This window comes from Buttiauxella cochleicola (assembly GCF_021283185.1).
GTDB lineage: Bacteria > Pseudomonadota > Gammaproteobacteria > Enterobacterales > Enterobacteriaceae > Buttiauxella > Buttiauxella massiliensis.
The window spans coordinates 108,882-126,517 of sequence record NZ_JAJSOS010000009.1 but is presented as its reverse complement, the minus strand read 5'-3'; the positions used below and the strand labels follow the sequence as shown (position 1 = coordinate 126,517).

17 protein-coding genes are annotated in these 17,636 nt (G+C 50.0%); 4 read left to right on the top strand and 13 right to left on the bottom strand.

Going from position 1 to position 17,636, the window contains the following annotated elements:
- Positions 1-21: 21 nt before the first annotated feature.
- The gene (locus LVQ76_RS15255; RefSeq protein WP_064556719.1) at positions 22-1,065 is read right to left on the bottom strand and encodes a GMP reductase; all 1,044 of its coding nucleotides are present in this window, start codon (positions 1,063-1,065) and stop codon (positions 22-24) included.
- A 309-nt stretch (positions 1,066-1,374) separates the two neighbouring features.
- On the opposite strand from LVQ76_RS15255, the gene coaE reads away from it, so the two are divergent.
- Genes coaE through yacG form a run of 3 tightly spaced genes read left to right on the top strand, consistent with a single transcriptional unit; the run spans position 1,375 to position 2,945 of the window.
- Entirely contained in the window at positions 1,375-1,995 is a 621-nt protein-coding gene (gene coaE / locus LVQ76_RS15250) for a dephospho-CoA kinase (protein WP_232921982.1), read from the top strand.
- Positions 1,995-2,738, top strand: coding sequence for a cell division protein ZapD (gene zapD / locus LVQ76_RS15245; RefSeq protein WP_232866393.1), 744 nt, complete (start codon positions 1,995-1,997; stop codon positions 2,736-2,738). The genes coaE and zapD overlap by 1 nt, the downstream gene beginning before the upstream one ends.
- Positions 2,739-2,747: 9 nt before the next feature.
- Complete coding sequence (gene yacG / locus LVQ76_RS15240) at positions 2,748-2,945, top strand: DNA gyrase inhibitor YacG (protein ID WP_034460927.1); 198 nt, start codon at positions 2,748-2,750, stop codon at positions 2,943-2,945.
- Here the strand turns inward: yacG and mutT are convergent.
- The 3 genes from mutT to secM all read right to left on the bottom strand — a co-directional run bounded on the left by mutT (position 2,942) and on the right by secM (position 6,675).
- A complete protein-coding gene (gene mutT / locus LVQ76_RS15235) occupies positions 2,942-3,331 on the bottom strand; it encodes an 8-oxo-dGTP diphosphatase MutT (RefSeq protein ID WP_232905141.1) in 390 nt (129 codons plus the stop codon). The two genes, yacG and mutT, sit on opposite strands and share 4 nt — an antisense overlap.
- A gap of 64 nt (positions 3,332-3,395) precedes the next feature.
- Positions 3,396-6,101 (bottom strand): preprotein translocase subunit SecA, encoded by a 2,706-nt coding sequence (gene secA / locus LVQ76_RS15230; RefSeq protein ID WP_232866386.1) that lies wholly within the window; start codon positions 6,099-6,101, stop codon positions 3,396-3,398.
- Positions 6,102-6,168: 67 nt separating this feature from the next.
- Complete coding sequence (secM, locus tag LVQ76_RS15225; RefSeq protein ID WP_232921981.1) at positions 6,169-6,675, bottom strand: secA translation cis-regulator SecM; 507 nt, start codon at positions 6,673-6,675, stop codon at positions 6,169-6,171.
- A gap of 22 nt (positions 6,676-6,697) precedes the next feature.
- Between secM and LVQ76_RS15220 the strand changes: the two genes are divergently transcribed.
- Entirely contained in the window at positions 6,698-7,216 is a 519-nt protein-coding gene (locus LVQ76_RS15220; protein WP_232921980.1) for a DUF721 domain-containing protein, read from the top strand.
- An 8-nt stretch (positions 7,217-7,224) separates the two neighbouring features.
- On the opposite strand, the gene lpxC is transcribed toward LVQ76_RS15220, so the two are convergent.
- From lpxC to murD, 9 genes are all read right to left on the bottom strand, one after another.
- A complete protein-coding gene (lpxC, locus tag LVQ76_RS15215; RefSeq protein WP_034460936.1) occupies positions 7,225-8,142 on the bottom strand; it encodes a UDP-3-O-acyl-N-acetylglucosamine deacetylase in 918 nt (305 codons plus the stop codon).
- A gap of 100 nt (positions 8,143-8,242) precedes the next feature.
- Positions 8,243-9,394, bottom strand: a complete 1,152-nt coding sequence (gene ftsZ, locus LVQ76_RS15210) for a cell division protein FtsZ (protein ID WP_064539921.1) — start codon at positions 9,392-9,394, stop codon at positions 8,243-8,245.
- A gap of 63 nt (positions 9,395-9,457) precedes the next feature.
- Positions 9,458-10,714, bottom strand: a complete 1,257-nt coding sequence (gene ftsA, locus LVQ76_RS15205) for a cell division protein FtsA (RefSeq protein WP_034460940.1) — start codon at positions 10,712-10,714, stop codon at positions 9,458-9,460.
- Positions 10,715-10,716: 2 nt separating this feature from the next.
- Positions 10,717-11,553 (bottom strand): cell division protein FtsQ, encoded by an 837-nt coding sequence (ftsQ, locus tag LVQ76_RS15200; protein ID WP_151994952.1) that lies wholly within the window; start codon positions 11,551-11,553, stop codon positions 10,717-10,719.
- A gap of 1 nt (position 11,554) precedes the next feature.
- Positions 11,555-12,475 (bottom strand): D-alanine--D-alanine ligase, encoded by a 921-nt coding sequence (locus LVQ76_RS15195; protein ID WP_232921979.1) that lies wholly within the window; start codon positions 12,473-12,475, stop codon positions 11,555-11,557.
- Positions 12,468-13,943 (bottom strand): UDP-N-acetylmuramate--L-alanine ligase, encoded by a 1,476-nt coding sequence (murC, locus tag LVQ76_RS15190; RefSeq protein ID WP_232866381.1) that lies wholly within the window; start codon positions 13,941-13,943, stop codon positions 12,468-12,470. The genes LVQ76_RS15195 and murC overlap by 8 nt, the downstream gene beginning before the upstream one ends.
- Positions 13,944-14,010: 67 nt before the next feature.
- Entirely contained in the window at positions 14,011-15,078 is a 1,068-nt protein-coding gene (gene murG / locus LVQ76_RS15185) for an undecaprenyldiphospho-muramoylpentapeptide beta-N-acetylglucosaminyltransferase (protein ID WP_232921978.1), read from the bottom strand.
- Positions 15,075-16,319 carry a cell division protein FtsW gene (ftsW, locus tag LVQ76_RS15180; RefSeq protein ID WP_154151501.1) on the bottom strand — a complete coding sequence of 415 codons (1,245 nt, stop codon included), beginning with the start codon at positions 16,317-16,319 and terminating at the stop codon, positions 15,075-15,077. Before ftsW ends, murG begins: the two co-directional genes overlap by 4 nt.
- Positions 16,319-17,635: a UDP-N-acetylmuramoyl-L-alanine--D-glutamate ligase gene (murD, locus tag LVQ76_RS15175; protein WP_232921977.1), complete on the bottom strand. Its 1,317-nt coding sequence runs from the start codon at positions 17,633-17,635 to the stop codon at positions 16,319-16,321. Before murD ends, ftsW begins: the two co-directional genes overlap by 1 nt.
- Position 17,636: the final 1 nt, after the last annotated feature.

Here is a 17,636-nt window from a genome sequence, read left to right as displayed (position 1 = left end):
ACGCCGTATGTCGCTGATAGCTTAGAGGCTATTGAAAACGCGGTTTTCCTGCTCATTCACACGAATGAACGTAGTACGCTTGGTCAACTCTTTCAGGCGAGAAGCACCAACGTAAGTACATGCAGAGCGCAGGCCACCCATAATATCGCGGGCAGTATTTTCAACAGGGCCACGCAATGGCAACTTAACGGTTTTGCCTTCTGCTGCACGGTACTGTGCAACTCCACCAACATGGCGGGTCATTGCAGATTCGGAGCTCATACCGTAGAACAGCATGAATTTCTCGCCGTTTTCTTCAACGATTGTGCCACCACTTTCGTCATGACCAGCCAGCATACCGCCCAGCATCACGAAATCTGCACCACCGCCAAATGCTTTAGCAACATCGCCCGGCATAGTACAACCGCCGTCACTGACAATCTGGCCACCGAGGCCATGAGCAGCATCAGCACATTCAATAACAGCAGAAAGCTGCGGGTAACCAACACCTGTTTTCACACGAGTAGTACATACAGAACCAGGGCCGATACCGACTTTAACGATGTCCGCACCGGAAAGGATAAGCTCTTCGCACATTTCGCCAGTAACAACGTTACCTGCACAGATAACTTTGTCCGGCCATGCTTCACGCGCTTTAGAAACGAACTGAGTGAAGTGTTCGGAGTAGCCGTTAGCCACATCAATACAGATAAATTTCAGAGCAGGGTTAAGAGAAAGAATCTGCTTAGTTTTCTGGAAGTCAGCGTCAGATGTACCGGTTGAAACCATTACGAACTTCAGGATGTCATCTGAAACAGACTTAACGAAGTTGCTCCACTCTTCAACAGAGTAGTGCTTATGAACGGCGGTGAGGATATCAAACGAGGCCAATGCCTGGGCCATGCCGAATGTACCAACGGTGTCCATGTTAGCAGCGATGATCGGAACACCTGACCATGCAATACCGGAGTGTTTGAAAGTGAACTGGCGCTCGAGCTCTACATCAGAGCGGCTTTTCAGTGTGGAACGTTTCGGGCGGATAAGAACGTCTTTAAAACCTAACTTCAAATCTTCTTCAATACGCATGTTGCAGATTCCTGGGTCGAATGGCGAAGGACGCGTGAACGCAATCAGCAATCTATACCCTGAATAATTCAAGTTGCAGAAAGGCGCAAGGGAGCAAATCCCCGGGAGCTTACTTGAGTAAGTAACTGGGGTTTGTGAGTGCGGCCAACACATCTGCGGCTTGAATTATGGCGGGTATAACTACCAATTCCAGTGACGCTATCATACGCACTATTAATGCAGCCGCAAGACTGCGAAAACAGTCTTTTTTACGCTACAATCGTTAAAATTTACCTTAGAAATATAAAATCGCTTCAGGGTCCGACTCTTATGGTTTATACGGTTGCATTAACGGGTGGCATTGGCAGTGGTAAGAGTACTATCGCCGATAACTTTTCCCGCTTAGGTATTACCGTTGTTGATGCTGATGTGATTGCGCGTCAGGTCGTAGAGCCAGGTCAGCCCGCTCTTCGCATTATTTCTGACCATTTTGGTGATGAGATCCTCCTTCCGGATGGCACTCTCAACCGTCGAGCTCTTCGCGCAAAGATCTTTTCTTCAGCGGAAGAGAAAAAATGGCTCAACGCGCTGCTACACCCACTTATCCATCAGCGAACCCAAGATGAAATCAACCAGGCTCTTTCACCCTACGTTTTGTGGGTTGTTCCGTTGTTAATTGAGAATAACCTACAACAAAAGGCCGATCGTGTTCTGGTTGTTGATGTCTCGCCAGAAGTGCAAATCGCACGTACTATTGCGCGCGATAAAGTTAGTCCCGAACATGTGCTGCAAATCCTTGCAGCACAGGCGACACGCGAGGCACGCTTAAGCGCCGCCGATGATGTAATTAATAATGATGGTGGCACTGCACAAGTGGCCGCACATGTTGACCGTCTGCACCGCCAGTATCTGGAACTGGCAGCCCAGGCCGCACAGCAGGATAACGAATAATGAGCACCCAGATTCTTTTTGAGCACCCACTTAATGAAAAAATGCGTACCTGGTTGCGTATCGAGTTCTTAATCCAACAACTCGAAAGTTCATTACCAGTAGACGAAACGGCCAAAGCACTTCATTTTTTCCGCAATATCGGTGACCTGCTTGATGTCTTTGAGCGCGGTGAGATTCGCACAGATATTCTTAAAGAACTGGAACGCCAGCAGCGTAAGTTATTGAACTGGTCTGAAGTTCCGGGTGTAGATATGCAGCGAATTGATTCACTGCGTAGCCAACTCAAAGAACGCGGCGGTGTTTTAATGGCAGCTCCTCGCCTGGGGCAGGCATTACGTGAAGACCGTTTGATTGCCCTGGTTCGCCAGCGTCTGAGTATTCCTGGCGGGTGCTGTAGCTTTGATTTGCCAACATTGCACATCTGGCTGTATTCACCTCAAGATCAACGCGATGCACAAATTAATAGCTGGCTTGCGACGTTGCAGCCATTAAAGCAATCGCTGGATCTGGTACTCGATATTATTCGTAATTCTGCACCCTTCCGTAAACAAACCAGCCTGAATGGTTTTTATCAGGATAACGGGGATGATGCCGATTTACTGCGTTTACAGCTGGACCTTTCGTCGCAACTTTATCCGCAGGTTTCTGGTCATAAGAGCCGTTTTGCGATCCGTTTCTTACCGCTGGATAGCGAAAATGGGCTCATCCCTGAACGTCTCGATTTTGAGCTGGCGTGCTGTTAAGGAGCTAACATGACTGAAACAATAAAAGTGAATTGCCCGGGCTGCGGTAAAGTTGTCATCTGGGATGAAACCAGCCCATATCGCCCATTTTGCTGCAAACGCTGCCAGTTGATTGACCTAGGTGAATGGGCCGCCGAGGAAAAACGAATTCCTAGCAGCGGCGATTTATCAGAAAGCGACGACTGGAGTGAAGAAGATCTGCGTTAACCTTGCTGTAATTTGCTAATTACCGGTTCATTAGCTGGTGGAAAATCTGACGCCACCAGCGCATTTTGCGCAATCCATTGACCCGGTTGCCCTTCTTTTCCCCACGGCTCGCCTTCCCAGCTTTCCACCATGAAAAACCACAGTGTGATGTGCCTGTCCGGGAACTGGTAAGCCAGTTTATCAAACAGTGTGAAATTGGTGGCTGTAATACCTGTTTCTTCCTGAAGTTCACGGACTAATGCTTGTTCAGGCGTTTCATCGGCTTCAATCTTCCCACCGGGAAACTCAAGCTTGTTGGCCATATGTGCATCAGCCGCTCTTTGAGTAATGAAAATTTCACCCGTTTTATTGCGGATGATACCGACGGCGATTTGTAGTTGTTTCATTTTTGTGCAGGTACTCCATAGAAAAAAGGCGCAGCAAGCTGCGCCTTTATCGACAATTACGTGTTTAGCTTAAACGGCCATGACACTGTTTGAATTTCTTACCAGAACCGCATGGGCACGGATCATTACGACCCACTTTGCGCTCACCGGTTTCTGCTGCCAGTGATTCTGCAGCCAGTGTGTCGTCATCCTGGTGGCTCAGCTGTTGCATCTGTGCCAAACGCTCAGCTTCTTCACGGCGCTGCTGTTCCATTGCCTCAACTTCTTCAGGCATACGAACCTGCACTTTGCTCAACGTACTGATCACTTCATATTTCAGCGCTTCAAGCATTGATGCAAACATGGCGAAAGATTCACGCTTATATTCTTGCTTAGGATCTTTTTGCGCATAGCCACGCAAGTGGATACCCTGGCGCAGGTAATCCATCGCTGCAAGGTGCTCTTTCCACAGTGAATCCAGAGTCTGCAACATGACGCCTTTTTCGAAGTGACGCATCATTTCAATGCCAACCACTTCTTCTTTACGTTGATACACTTCAATAGCGTTTTGCAAGATACGCTCACGCAGTGTTTCTTCATGCAGCTCCGGCTCTTTATCCAGCCACTCTTTAATTGGCAGCTCGAGATCAAAGTCGTTTTTCAGGCGCTCTTCCAGACCTTCAACATCCCACATTTCTTCCAGTGATTGCGGTGGAATGTGTGCGTCGATAGTCACTTTAAAGACGTCTTCGCGGATGCTGTTGATGGTTTCGCTAACGTCGCTCACATCCAGCAATTCGTTACGCTGGCTGTAGATCGCGCGACGCTGATCGTTGGCCACATCATCATATTCCAGAAGCTGTTTACGGATATCGAAGTTACGGCTTTCAACTTTACGCTGGGCGTTAGCAATTGCCTTAGTAACCCATGGGTGTTCAATCGCTTCGCCCGGTTTCATACCGAGTTTACGCATCATGCCTGAAACACGATCCGATGCGAAAATACGCATCAGTGAATCTTCCATGGACAGGTAGAAACGAGATGAACCCGCATCACCCTGGCGGCCGGAACGGCCACGGAGCTGGTTATCGATACGGCGAGATTCGTGACGCTCAGTACCAATGATGTGCAAACCACCCGATGCGAGAACTGCATCATGACGAATCTGCCACTCAGCTTTAATCTGCGCGATTTGCTCAGGAGTTGGGTCTTCAAGCTCAGCAACTTCTGCTTGCCAGCTACCACCCAACACGATATCCGTACCACGGCCTGCCATGTTGGTTGCGATGGTCACGGCGGCTGGATAACCGGCCTGAGCAACAATACCCGCTTCGTTAGCGTGGAACTTGGCGTTCAGAACGTTGTGTTTGATTCCAGCTTTGGTCAATTCAGCAGAAACCACTTCGGATTTCTCGATTGAAATAGTACCGACCAGCACAGGCTGACCGTTGGTAGTACGCTCTTTAATATCTTCAATGATTGCCACAATCTTGTCTGCTTCAGTCATATAGACCAAATCAGGCATGTCTTTACGAATCATTGGGCGGTTAGTTGGCACAACGATGGTATCGAGCTTGTAGATAGAGCTGAATTCGAACGCTTCGGTATCCGCAGTACCCGTCATACCCGCCAGTTTTTCATACAGACGGAAGTAGTTCTGGAAGGTAATGGATGCCAACGTCTGGTTTTCGTTCTGAATGTCCACGCCTTCTTTGGCTTCAACAGCCTGATGCAGGCCATCAGACCAGCGGCGACCTTGCATGGTACGACCAGTGTGTTCATCAACGATGATAACTTCGCCATCTTTAACGATGTAGTCAACGTCACGGGTGAACAGCACATGCGCACGCAGTGCAGCCGTCACGTGGTGCATCAGCATAATGTTAGTTGGGGAGTACAAAGACTCGCCTTCCTCCATAATGCCTTCCTGAACCAGCAACTCTTCAACCAGTACCAGACCACGTTCAGTAATGTTTACCTGACGAGATTTTTCGTCCACCGAGAAGTGGCCTTCGCCCTGGAAAGTATCAGAATCTTCTTTTTCCTGACGGATCAGGCTCGGGATGATTTTGTTTACTTTACGGTACATCTCGGAGCTGTCTTCAGCTGGACCAGAGATGATAAGCGGCGTACGCGCTTCATCGATAAGAATTGAGTCAACCTCATCCACCAATGCATAGTGCAGTTTGCGCTGAACGCGTTCTTCAGGGCTGAATGCCATATTGTCGCGCAGGTAGTCAAAGCCGTATTCGTTGTTGGTGCCGTAAGTGATGTCTGCTGCATAAGCTTCACGCTTTGCTGGTGCAGGCATGTTTGGCAAGTTGATGCCAACGCTCAAGCCCAGGTATTCGAACAGCGGACGGTTGTTTTCAGCATCACGCTGAGCCAGATAGTCGTTCACGGTAACAACGTGAACACCACGGCCACTTAAGGCGTTCAGGTATGCAGGCAGAGTAGCCGTCAGTGTTTTACCTTCACCAGTACGCATCTCTGCGATACAACGTTCGTTCAGAACCATACCGCCGAGCAACTGCACGTCGAAGTGGCGCATGCCGAATACACGTTTACTCGCCTCACGAACAACAGCAAAAGCTTCTGGGATCAGATTTTCCAGCACTTCGCCTTTCTCAAGGCGCGCACGGAATTCGCCCGTTTTTGCTTTTAATTCATCATCGGAAAGTTTTTCAATTTCCGGTTCCATGCTGTTAATCAGGGTGACAACTTTACGCATACGACGCAGGGTGCGGTCGTTACGGCTACCAAAAACTTTAGTTAATAATTTGATTAGCATAATTAATTCTCAAACGCCTGCCATCGGGGCAGAGCTAAAAATAACGTTATAATTAAAGGAAATGGAGTTAGCTGAGGCGTTGTGGGCCGGCGCGGATACCGTGAACCTGGCTTATCCAAATGGCAGGACTAAAAGTCTCGACAGCTGGGGATTGCCAAAGTGCAGTGTGGCGCACAATAACTGGGGGTTTGCTTTCCTGAGTGAGCAGCGCACTGAGCGTGTCCAGTAAAGCGAGTTTATGTGCCTGAAGTGGCAAACTCTCTTGTGCTGCTGGCTGCGTTTGCGGTGCCATTGCAAAAGAAAGGTGACGAATTACAGTTCGAATTGCATGCTGATGCCAGTAATCGACACTAAATGATGGTCGGCGGGTACTTTCCTGCAATAATGCCAAACTATTGAAGCTGACCTTGTTGAGGTAATCGTGGCTACTGGTGGATGTTTCAGCAGGGGCTGTTGGCTCGGTATTTTGGCTGAGCGCAGGCATACCAAAACTCGCCGCGACCATCCCTAATAAGAGATGCGGCCAGAAATAACGTCTGCCAAACTGTCGCCAACAATTTAGAATACCAATCACTTTATCCGCCGGAGCATTATGTATGCGTGATAGTCGCCCACAATCTTTAGATCATTTGTTCGATGATGCTGGAGCCGAAAGCGTGTTGCAAAACGTGCAACAACGCGCAACTGCACTACTTAGGCTCAACAGGGCTGTGAAAGGGATATTACCCGCTCAACTACATCCCTGGTGCCGGGTAGCAAATTTCCGACAAGGCATTCTCGTACTTGAAACTGCAAATGCTAGCTGGTTGATGCGTTTACGCTATGAACAAGCCACGCTACTGAGTGCATTACGTGCACAAATATTACCATCATTGACATCAATCGACATCAGGATTAATCCATCACTGGCTGCAATTGGGCAAGAATCAGTACAAGAAAACAGCATTCAAACAGTGAAGGGGAAAACTGAAGGGGTTAACAGAGTTCTGAGCCAGCAAAGTGCAGAGGCATTAAGAATGGTGGCTGAACGTAGCCCTGAGAAACTGAAGGTAATAATAGAACGACTGGCATCATTGGCCGGAGAGAGTACCAATGAAACCAGTCGCAATAAATAATTCTGGTGTTATGCCAGAACCATTTTTGGTGCTTTGAACGCTAGCGGGAGCTCAGCATCGTCTTCGAAGGTTGCCCATTCCCAGGCTTCCTGCTTCGCCAGAACCGCTTGAAGCAATTTGTTATTCAGCGCATGACCAGATTTATAGGCGGTAAACGCGCCGATAATGTTGTGGCCGCACATGAACAAGTCACCAATTGCATCGAGCATTTTGTGACGAACGAATTCATCTTCAAAACGCAAGCCGTCTTCGTTCAGTACGCGATAATCGTCAACAACGATGGCACAATCGAAGCTACCGCCCAGGCACAAACCACGGGACTGCAGATATTCGATATCACGCATGAAACCGAAGGTACGAGCACGACTAATCTGGCGCATAAACGCGTCAGCAGAGAAGTTCATGCTGTAGCGTTGGGTGCTGGCATCAATCGCCGGATGGTTAAAGTCGATGGTAAAATCCAACGAGAAACCATTATACGGCTTGAATTCAGCCCATTTGTCGCCGTCTTCAACGCGCACTGTTTCTTTAACGCGTACAAATTTCTTCGCACAGTTTAATTCGTCAATCCCGGCATCAAGCAGCAGGTAGACGAATGGCGCTGCACTACCGTCCATAATTGGGATTTCAGGGGCATTGACTTCAATAATGATGTTATCAATACCTAATCCCGCAAGGGCGGCATTCAAATGCTCAACGGTAGAAATCCGCACATCGTGCTCGTTCACCAGGCAAGTACAGAGCATGGTATCACGCACAGATTTGGCATCTGCCGGAAAATCTACCGGAGGATTCAAGTCAGTGCGACGATAGATGACCCCGGTATTTGCCGGCGCAGGGCGTAACGTCAGCATGACTTTCTTGCCGGTATGTAAACCGACACCAGTCGCCTGAACGATACGTTTAAGAGTCCTTTGTTTGATCATCGTATAATCTCGCCAAATTAACTATCCAACCGAAGTGTATATCACAATCGGTGGGCCAGTTTAGCACAAAGAGCGCAGTTCCCCAAATTCCGGTTTATTCTTAATCAGCTTGCTTGCGCAAAAACGCTGGAATATCCAGATAATCAGGCTCTTTCGTCGTTTGTGGCGTATTGTCATTAACTACCTTGGCAACAGGTTTCTGCTCTTGCTGAAGCGGAGCCATACCGTGTTGTTGGTAGCGATCCATAACTGGCTGCTGAGTCTGCTTGTTAGTAACCAGGGTAATTTCTGGACGTTTGTCCATGCCAATACCGGTTGCAACAACAGTTACACGCAGTTCGTCGTTCATCTCTGGATCCAGAGAAGTACCGATAACCACAGTCGCGTTATCAGATGCGAACGCACGAATGGTGTTACCCACAGTTTCGAACTCATCCAAACGCAGGTCGAAGCCAGCGGTGATGTTGACCAGAACGCCACGAGCGCCGGACAGATCGATGTCTTCCAACAGTGGGCTGGAAATCGCCATTTCTGCCGCTTCTTCAGCACGGTCTTCGCCACTTGCAACACCAGAGCCCATCATGGCATAACCCATTTCGGACATTACGGTGCGCACGTCAGCAAAGTCGACGTTCATCAGGCCCGGACGAGTAATCAGTTCTGCGATACCCTGCACTGCGCCTTTGAGCACATCGTTTGCTGCGCCAAAAGCGTCAAGCAAAGAAATACCACGGCCCAGCACTTTCAACAATTTGTCGTTAGGGATGGTGATCAAGGAGTCGACGTGCTTAGAGAGCTCAGCAATACCCTGCTCCGCGAATGCCATGCGCTTCTTGCCTTCAAAATTGAATGGCTTAGTCACAACAGCAACGGTCAGAATGCCCAGATCTTTAGCAACCTCTGCAACTACAGGTGCAGCACCTGTACCTGTACCACCGCCCATACCTGCAGCGATAAATACCATGTCTGCGCCTTCAAGGGCCGCACGTAACGCGTCACGGTCTTCTTCCGCAGCGGTACGACCCACTTCAGGGTTCGCTCCAGCTCCCAGACCTTTGGTAATACCATTACCAATCTGGATAGTCTGGCCTACAGCAGTTTTACGTAACGCTTGAGCATCAGTATTCACTGCAAAGAATTCAACACCTTCGATGCGTTCACGCACCATGTGTTCAACGGCATTACCGCCGCCACCACCGACGCCGATGACTTTAATCACCGCGTCGTTGGTCAGTTCCATAGGTTCAAACATAGTTTCTCTCCGTTTTGTGCCTGTCGCCTGAGACCGCTAATTTTGTCTGGTCTCTTATAAAATTTAAAACTCTTTTCTCAGCCAGCTGTTGATTCGTTTAATCCATGAGCCGACAGAGGTTCGTTTTTCCACTTCTGCTTCACCACTGAGATGTGTTTCTTTCCCGTAGTGCAGCAAGCCGACTGCTGTGGAGTAATAAGACTCCTGGGCATAATCAGTCAGGCCTGTAATATTAAGCGGTTGCCCGATACGTACTTGCGTATGGAACACCCGTTGTGCACAGGCAGCCAGCCCTTCGATTTGCGCGGCACCACCTGTCAGAACAATCCCAGCGGCCAGGTGGTGCTTCACACCTTGCTGGCGAAGTTGTTCTTGTAACTGCAAAATCTCTTCGTTTACCAGGTTCAATAATTCGGTATAACGAGGCTCGATAACTTCTGCGAGCGTCTGGCGTTGTAGGCTACGCGGTGGACGTCCACCTACGCTTGGTACTTCAACGTTTTCGTCTTTACCTACTATCGAACCCAGCGCGCACCCATGGCGCACTTTAATGGCTTCAGCATCACTCGGTGGAGTGCCGAAAGCATATGCGATATCACTGGTCACCACATTCCCGGCATAAGGGATAACTTTGGTGTGGCGTAATGCGCCGCCAGTGTAAACCGCGATGTCCATAGTACCACCACCGACATCGACTACGCAGACCCCTAATTCACGTTCATCTTCGGTCAATACTGCATAGCTCGCTGCAAGACCTGCAAAAATTAGTTGGTCAACTTTGAGCCCACATCGTTCAACAGCTTTGACGATGTTTTTAGCCATATCGTTGTGGCAAGTAATCAAGTGCACTTTAGCCTGCATACGTACACCCGATAAACCTACAGGATTTTTGATGCCTTCCTGGTAGTCAATCGCGTATTCTTGCGGGATTACATGCAAAACACGATGTTCGTCACGTACACGCACCGACTTTGCGGTGTGAACAACGTTCTCAACGTCTTCCTGCGTCACTTCTTCTTCAGAGATTGGCACCATACCAATCTCGTTTTGACAGCTAATATGCTTACCTGACAGCGCAAGGTAGACCGAAGATATCTGGCAATCAGCCATCAACTCGGCTTGGTCTATCGCACGTTGAACGCATTTAACGACTGACTCAAGATCGTTTACGCCACCTTTGTCCATACCACGCGATGGGCAACTGCCCACGCCAATAATATTGACCATACCGTCAGGCAGAACTTCCCCTACTAAAGCGGCAACCTTTGCGGTACCGATCTCCAGTCCTACTACCAGTTTTCTGTCCGTCGCCTTGATCATTGTTATTCTGCCTGTGCCTGATTCTGTTGCTGATTAGGATTAGGTTGTTCTGTTACGGGAGCAGGCTGCCAGCCTACTGCCGCGCCTGAGTCATAACGCAAGTCGACATAACTAATCCTTTTGTTGTCGGCTTGCTCTTGCTGCTGCAGAACAGGGTAAAGTTCCACAAAGCGACTCAAGCGTTTCATCGTATCGCCCCGGCCCAAGTTGAGCTTAATGCCATTATTCAACGTCAATTGCCAGGAACGACGAGCGGTCATCGCCGCTTCTTTCAACGTAAATTTATCCTTTGCCAGCACTGCGCCCATGTCGCGGAAGCCTTCCAACACTTCACCTTCACTGCCTTCTGGCCCGGATAACATAGGTAAAGTCTGCTTTGCAGAACGTTCTGCAGGAACACTAAACGAATTTCCTTGCGCATCAATCATATGCTGATCATTCCAGCGCGCGATGGGCACATATTCAACCAGATGAATCTTCAATTCGTCGGGCCACTGCTTTCTTACACTCGCCTGCTTAATCCATGGCAAGCGTTCAATTTGCTGCTGGATGATATTCACATCCTGGGTCATAAAGGTGCCAGGGGGCCCAAGTGCCAGAATTGACTGACGAATATCATCGTTACGGGTGTAATGCCGTTCACCAGTAACCACCAACTTCGATAGCGGCAGGCGCTGAGCATCTTCCATCCAGCCGACCACAATCCAGCCGCCGATAAATACCGTAAACAGTACTGCGCTCAGGAAAATTATCCCGGCCAGTCGCCCACCATTACTGCGACGAGAACTGGTTTCTTCTTCTTCCTGGCGATTACGCGTATTCAGAGCTGCTTGCGACATATCAGTCTGCCAACTCCAGAATACGCACTACCAGTTGAGAGAACGTCATACCTGCCTGACGTGCTGCCATTGGCACAAGACTATGGCTGGTCATACCCGGAGAGGTGTTAACCTCAAGCAGATAAAACTGACCGTCGCTATCTAGCATGACGTCTACGCGCCCCCAGCCACTGCAGCCCAAAACTTGCCAGGCTTGCAGCACTAAAGCCTGCAATTCTTGTTCGCGCTGCTCAATTAAACCGCTCGGGCAGAAATATTGTGTCTCATCAGAGAGATACTTCGCCTCATAATCATAGAAAATTCCAGCGGGTTGGATACGAATTGACGGTAATATTTCTTCGCCAAGAATCGCAACCGTGTACTCAGGGCCACTTAACCATTTCTCAATGAGCACTTCTTCGTCATGTTCGAAGGCTAATTCAAGCGCTGCAGGCAGTGCTGCAACGTTATCAACCTTAGACATACCAACGCTTGAGCCTTCACGGCTTGGCTTAACGATGACAGGTAGCCCTAAGCTTGCGATGCGTTCAATTGTGGTTGCATTAATGCCCGCTTCAACATCACGACGAGTTAACGCAACCCACGGAGCAACCGGTAAATCTGCACCTTTCCACAGCAATTTGGTACGCAATTTATCCATAGTGACAGCAGAAGCCATCACGCTGCTACCGGTGTACGGCAACTTTAAGAATTCCAGCAATCCTTGCAGCGTTCCGTCTTCCCCGCCACGACCATGTAAGGCAATAAATACTTTGTCAAAACCCAGCGCTTTTAGCTCGGTCACTGGCGTGTTTTTAGGATCGACTTCGTGTGCATCAATTCCTGCTTCTCGAAGACCTGCAAGTACTGCAGCACCTGATTGCAATGACACCTCACGTTCAGCGGAAGTACCGCCCAGCAGGACAGCGATTTTATCAGCCATGTTGGTCTCCTTCCTTAGTGTGGGGCTGCAATTTGAATTCAGCCAGGTTTCTGGCAACTTTTCCAACATTTCCCGCACCTTGCACCAGGATCAAGTCATTTCCCGACAAAACGGGTGCTAAAACGTCAGCGATCTGACTGGCATCTGGGACCAGAATCGGGTCCACTTTTCCGCGGCCACGAATGGTGCGGCAAAGTGAACGACTATCAGCACCGGGAATTGCAGCTTCGCCAGCAGAATAAACGTCCAGCATCAGCAATGAATCCACTTGCGACAATACGTTAGCAAAGTCATCGTACAAATCACGGGTACGAGTGAAACGGTGTGGCTGGAAAATCATGACCAGGTTTTTATCCGGCCAGCCCGCGCGCGCCGCCTTAATGGTTGCATCGACCTCTGTCGGATGGTGACCGTAGTCATCCACCAGCATTGCAGTACCTTCTTTGCCATTCACTTGCGCGAGTGGATACTCACCGAGGAAATCAAAGCGGCGGCCTGTCCCCTGGAAGCTTTCCAGGGCACGCAGAATATCGGCATCATCAATACCTTCTTCTGTGGCAACAGACACCGCAGCAGCCGCATTTAATGCATTGTGGCGGCCAGGTGCATTCAGGGTAACGTGCAACGCAGGTTTATCCTGACGCGAAATAGTGAAGTGGCCCTGAGCCCCTTTCTGCAGATAACTTTCAATGCGCACATCCGCATCTTCGCTAAAACCGTATGTAGTGATTTTGCGACCTACGCGCGGCAACAACTCGCGGATCACCGGATCATCGACACACATTACAGCTAAGCCGTAGAACGGTAAGTTGTGCAGGAAGTTAATAAACGTCTGCTTTAAGTTCTCGAAGTCACCCTGGTAAGTGTCCATGTGGTCAGCTTCGATATTCGTGACCACAGAAACCATTGGTTGCAGGTGTAGGAATGACGCATCACTCTCATCTGCTTCTGCAATCAGGTAACGGCTGTGACCTAAACGCGCATGTGTTCCTGCCGCTTTAACCAGGCCGCCATTCACAAAAGTAGGATCGAGGCCTGCTTCTGCATAAATACTAGAAATCATCGCCGTAGTGGTCGTTTTACCGTGCGTACCGGCAATCGCGATGCCATGGCGGAAACGCATCAGCTCGGCCAGCATTTCGGCACGACGAATAACGGGAATACGTGCTTCATGAGCTGCAACAATTTCCGGGTTATCCATAGAGATAGCTGTGGAAACCACCACAACGCTCGCATCAAGCACGTTTTCCGGGCGATGGTTGAAATAAATCGTGGCGCCCAGCGCCGACAACTGCTGAGTGACCGGGTTCGGAGCCAGATCAGACCCACTAATCTGGTAACCTTCGTTAGCTAAAACTTCAGCAATACCGCCCATACCGGCGCCGCCGATGCCAACAAAGTGAATGTGCCGGACGCGACGCATCTCGGGCACGATAGAACGCAGTTTCGCCAGTTGTTGTGTATTCATTCTCTAACCTGCAGCGTCAAACGCCATTACTTCAAATATTCATGGGCAACATAGCCACCCACAATGATTACGCCAGTGCTGCGGCGCTCACTTCTTTTGCTACCCGCTCTGTGGCATCAGGAATGGATACAGCACGCGCACGCTCGGCCATTGCCAATAACGTTGCTCTGTCCCACCCGGCGAGAGTTTGGGTAACGGCATCCACGGTAAACTGCGGTTGCTCCAGTATTTTTGCCGCTCCAGCTTTTTCCAACGGCAGCGCATTCCAGTATTGCTGCCGGTCTTTGTGCTGGAAGGGAACAAACAGTGCAGGTAACCCTGCGGCCGCGACTTCACTAACGGTTAATGCACCGGAGCGACAGACCACGACATCGGCCCACGCGTAAGCGGCGGCCATATCATCAATAAATTCGGTTACTTTATGCTGTGGCTGTCCTGCGTCTGCATAACCTTGCTTAACAAACTCCTCGCCACCTTTGCCACTCTGGTGCCAAATGGTGACGGCATCGCCCAAGCGGCCTGCAACCTGCGGGATGGTCTGGTTCAGCACTCGTGCACCCTGAGAACCACCAACAACTAATACCCGCACAGGGCCTTCGCGCCCGGAAAAACGTTCTTGTGGCAATGGTAAAGCCAGCACATCCGTACGTACCGGGTTGCCCACTACGTCAGCATTTGGGAATGCACCCGGAAACGCCTGCATCACTTTTTTAGCGATCTTTGACAGCCATTTGTTGGTTAACCCGGCAATCCCGTTTTGCTCATGCAACACAACCGGAATACCCAGTGACCATGCCGCCAGTCCGCCAGGTCCGGACACATAACCGCCCATCCCCAGAACCACGTCCGGACGATAGGCTTTCATGATGGCCCGCGCTTGACGCCAGGCATTGAAAATACGAACCGGCGCCAGCAACATTGCTTTCAGGCCTTTGCCACGCAAGCCAGAAATACGAATAAAATCGATCTCAATCCCATGCTTAGGAACTAAGTCAGCTTCCATACGATCGGCAGTTCCGAGCCAGCGTACTTGCCAGCCCTGAGCCATCAAGTGATGAGCCACTGCAAGACCCGGGAACACATGCCCGCCGGTCCCGCCTGCCATCACCATTAACCGCCGGGTTTGATTACTCATCGCACACCCTTCGTAAACGCCTGCGCTTTGGCCAGACGTGTTTCATGATCGATACGCAGCAACATCATGATTGCTGTAGACATAATTAATAGACTCGAACCACCGTAACTGATCAGTGGTAATGTCAGACCTTTCGTTGGCAACATGCCCGCTGCTGCGCCCACGTTTACCAGTGCCTGGAAACTAAACCAGACTCCAATTGAGCAACCTAAGAAGCCCGCAAAACGCTGGTCCATTTCTAATGCACGTTTGCCGATGGACATCGCACGAAAAGCCACGAAGAATACCATCAATAAAGCCAGTACCACACCGATATATCCCAGCTCTTCAGCGATAATCGAGAAGATGAAGTCGGTATGTGCTTCTGGTAAATACTCGAGTTTTTGAACTGAGTTACCTAAACCCTGCCCCCACAATTCGCCGCGTCCAAATGCCATCAGAGACTGTGTTAGCTGGTAACCACTACCAAACGGGTCATCCCATGGGTTCCAGAATGACGTTACGCGGCGGATACGATACGGTTCAGCAAGGATCAGCAGAATAACGGCTGAGATACCCATACCGATAATGGCCAGGAACTGCCAGAGTTTGGCTCCCGCCAGGAACAGCATCGCAAGCGTGGTAACAAACAGCACAACCACCGTACCAAGGTCAGGCTGCGCCAGCAGTAGCACGGCTAATACCAGAATAACGCCCATCGGCTTGAGGAAGCCGCGCAGGTTATTACGCACCTCATCAACCTTACGAACCAGATAGTTGGCGAGATAACAGAACAACGACAGTTTAGTGAATTCAGCTGGCTGAATACGCAACGGGCCGAAAGCAATCCAACGTGATGCACCGTTAACCGAGCTACCGACAACCAGTACAATCAAAAGCATAGCGATTGAGAGCAACAGCATTGCGGTACTGTGACGCTGCCAGAAATCCATCGGCAGGCGCAGCGTCACCATTGCCAGAGCAAACGCCAGAATGATGTATAACCCGTCGCGTTTCGCAAACAGGAAGGGATCATTGGCCAGGCGCTGCCCTACTGGCATAGATGCAGATGTCACCATAATGAAACCGACAGCTGCTAACCCGAAGGTCAGCCATAACAACGTGCGGTCATACATCACGATGTTATTGGAATCTGCTTCCTTGGTGCCCATCACCCAGCCTTTAAGCGCCGACCCCAACCAGGCCAGGATGGCAAATCCAGGCACGCGAGGCATACGCAGGCGAGGGAGAGATAAGCGCATCAGCCAAGCTCCTTCGCAAGTAAGGTGAATTGGTCACCACGTTGCTCAAAGTTTTTGAACTGATCGAGGCTTGCACAGGCAGGGGAAAGCAGAACCATATCACCTGCCTTGATACGAGAAGCGATTAATTTCATCGCCTCTTCCATCGTTTCAGTTTGCTCAGCAACATCCGGACGCAATGCAGCAAGTTCAGCACCATCGCGGCCAAAACAGTAAAGACGAATTGCAGAGCCCTGCAGGTATTGAGCAAGTGAAGAGAAATCAGCAGATTTGCCGTCGCCACCTAACAACAGATGTAGCGTACCCTCAACTTTCAAGCCATTTAGCGCCGCTTCAGTACTGCCAACATTGGTTGCCTTCGAATCGTTAATCCAGCGCACGCCGTTACGTTCCCAGGCAAGCTGGAAGCGATGAGCAAGGCCGGTAAATGTTGTAAGTGCTTTCAGACTACTGGAACGCGGAAGTTTCACCGCATCGGCCAGCGCCAGCGCAGCAAGCGCGTTGGTGTAGTTATGACGACCAACCACTTTCATTTCTTTAGTGTTCAGTATTTTCTCGCCTTTCACCCGCAGCCAGGTATCGCCTTGCTGGTGGTTGAGATGATAGTCACCTACGTCGACGCCAAAGCTGATGCAGCGTTCATCTGCACCACGCACAGGCATCGTCAACGCATCATCGGCGTTGACTACACAAACAGCGGCGTTTTCATAAACACGTAATTTGGCTGCACGATACTGCTGCAAACCAAACGGATACCTGTCCATATGGTCTTCAGTGACGTTAAGAATCGTCGCTGCAGCAGCTTTCAGGCTAAAGGTGGTTTCCAACTGAAAGCTTGATAACTCAAGCACGTAAAGCTCACGATTTGGCTCCAGCAGCATTAACGCGGGTAGGCCGATATTTCCGCCGACACCCACATTCACACCAGCCGCTTTAGCCATTTCACCGACTAAAGTGGTGACGGTGCTTTTACCATTCGAGCCAGTAATCGCCACAATCGGCGCTTGTGCTTCACGGCAAAAGAGTTCGATATCACCCACAATCTCAACACCGGCATCAGCCGCACGGCTCAAAGCAGGATGGGCAATTGCGATACCAGGGCTGGCAACAATCAAGTCAGCCGCTAACAACCAGTCTTCGTTGAGTGAGCCAGTGTGTCGCTCCACCGCTTCGGGCAGTTTATCCAGACCCGGCGGTGAAATGCGGGTGTCCATCACACGTGGCGTAACACCACGCGCAAGGAAAAAGTCCACGCAAGACAGGCCCGTGAGGCCCAATCCGATAATGACGACATTTTTACCCTGGTAATCAGTCATA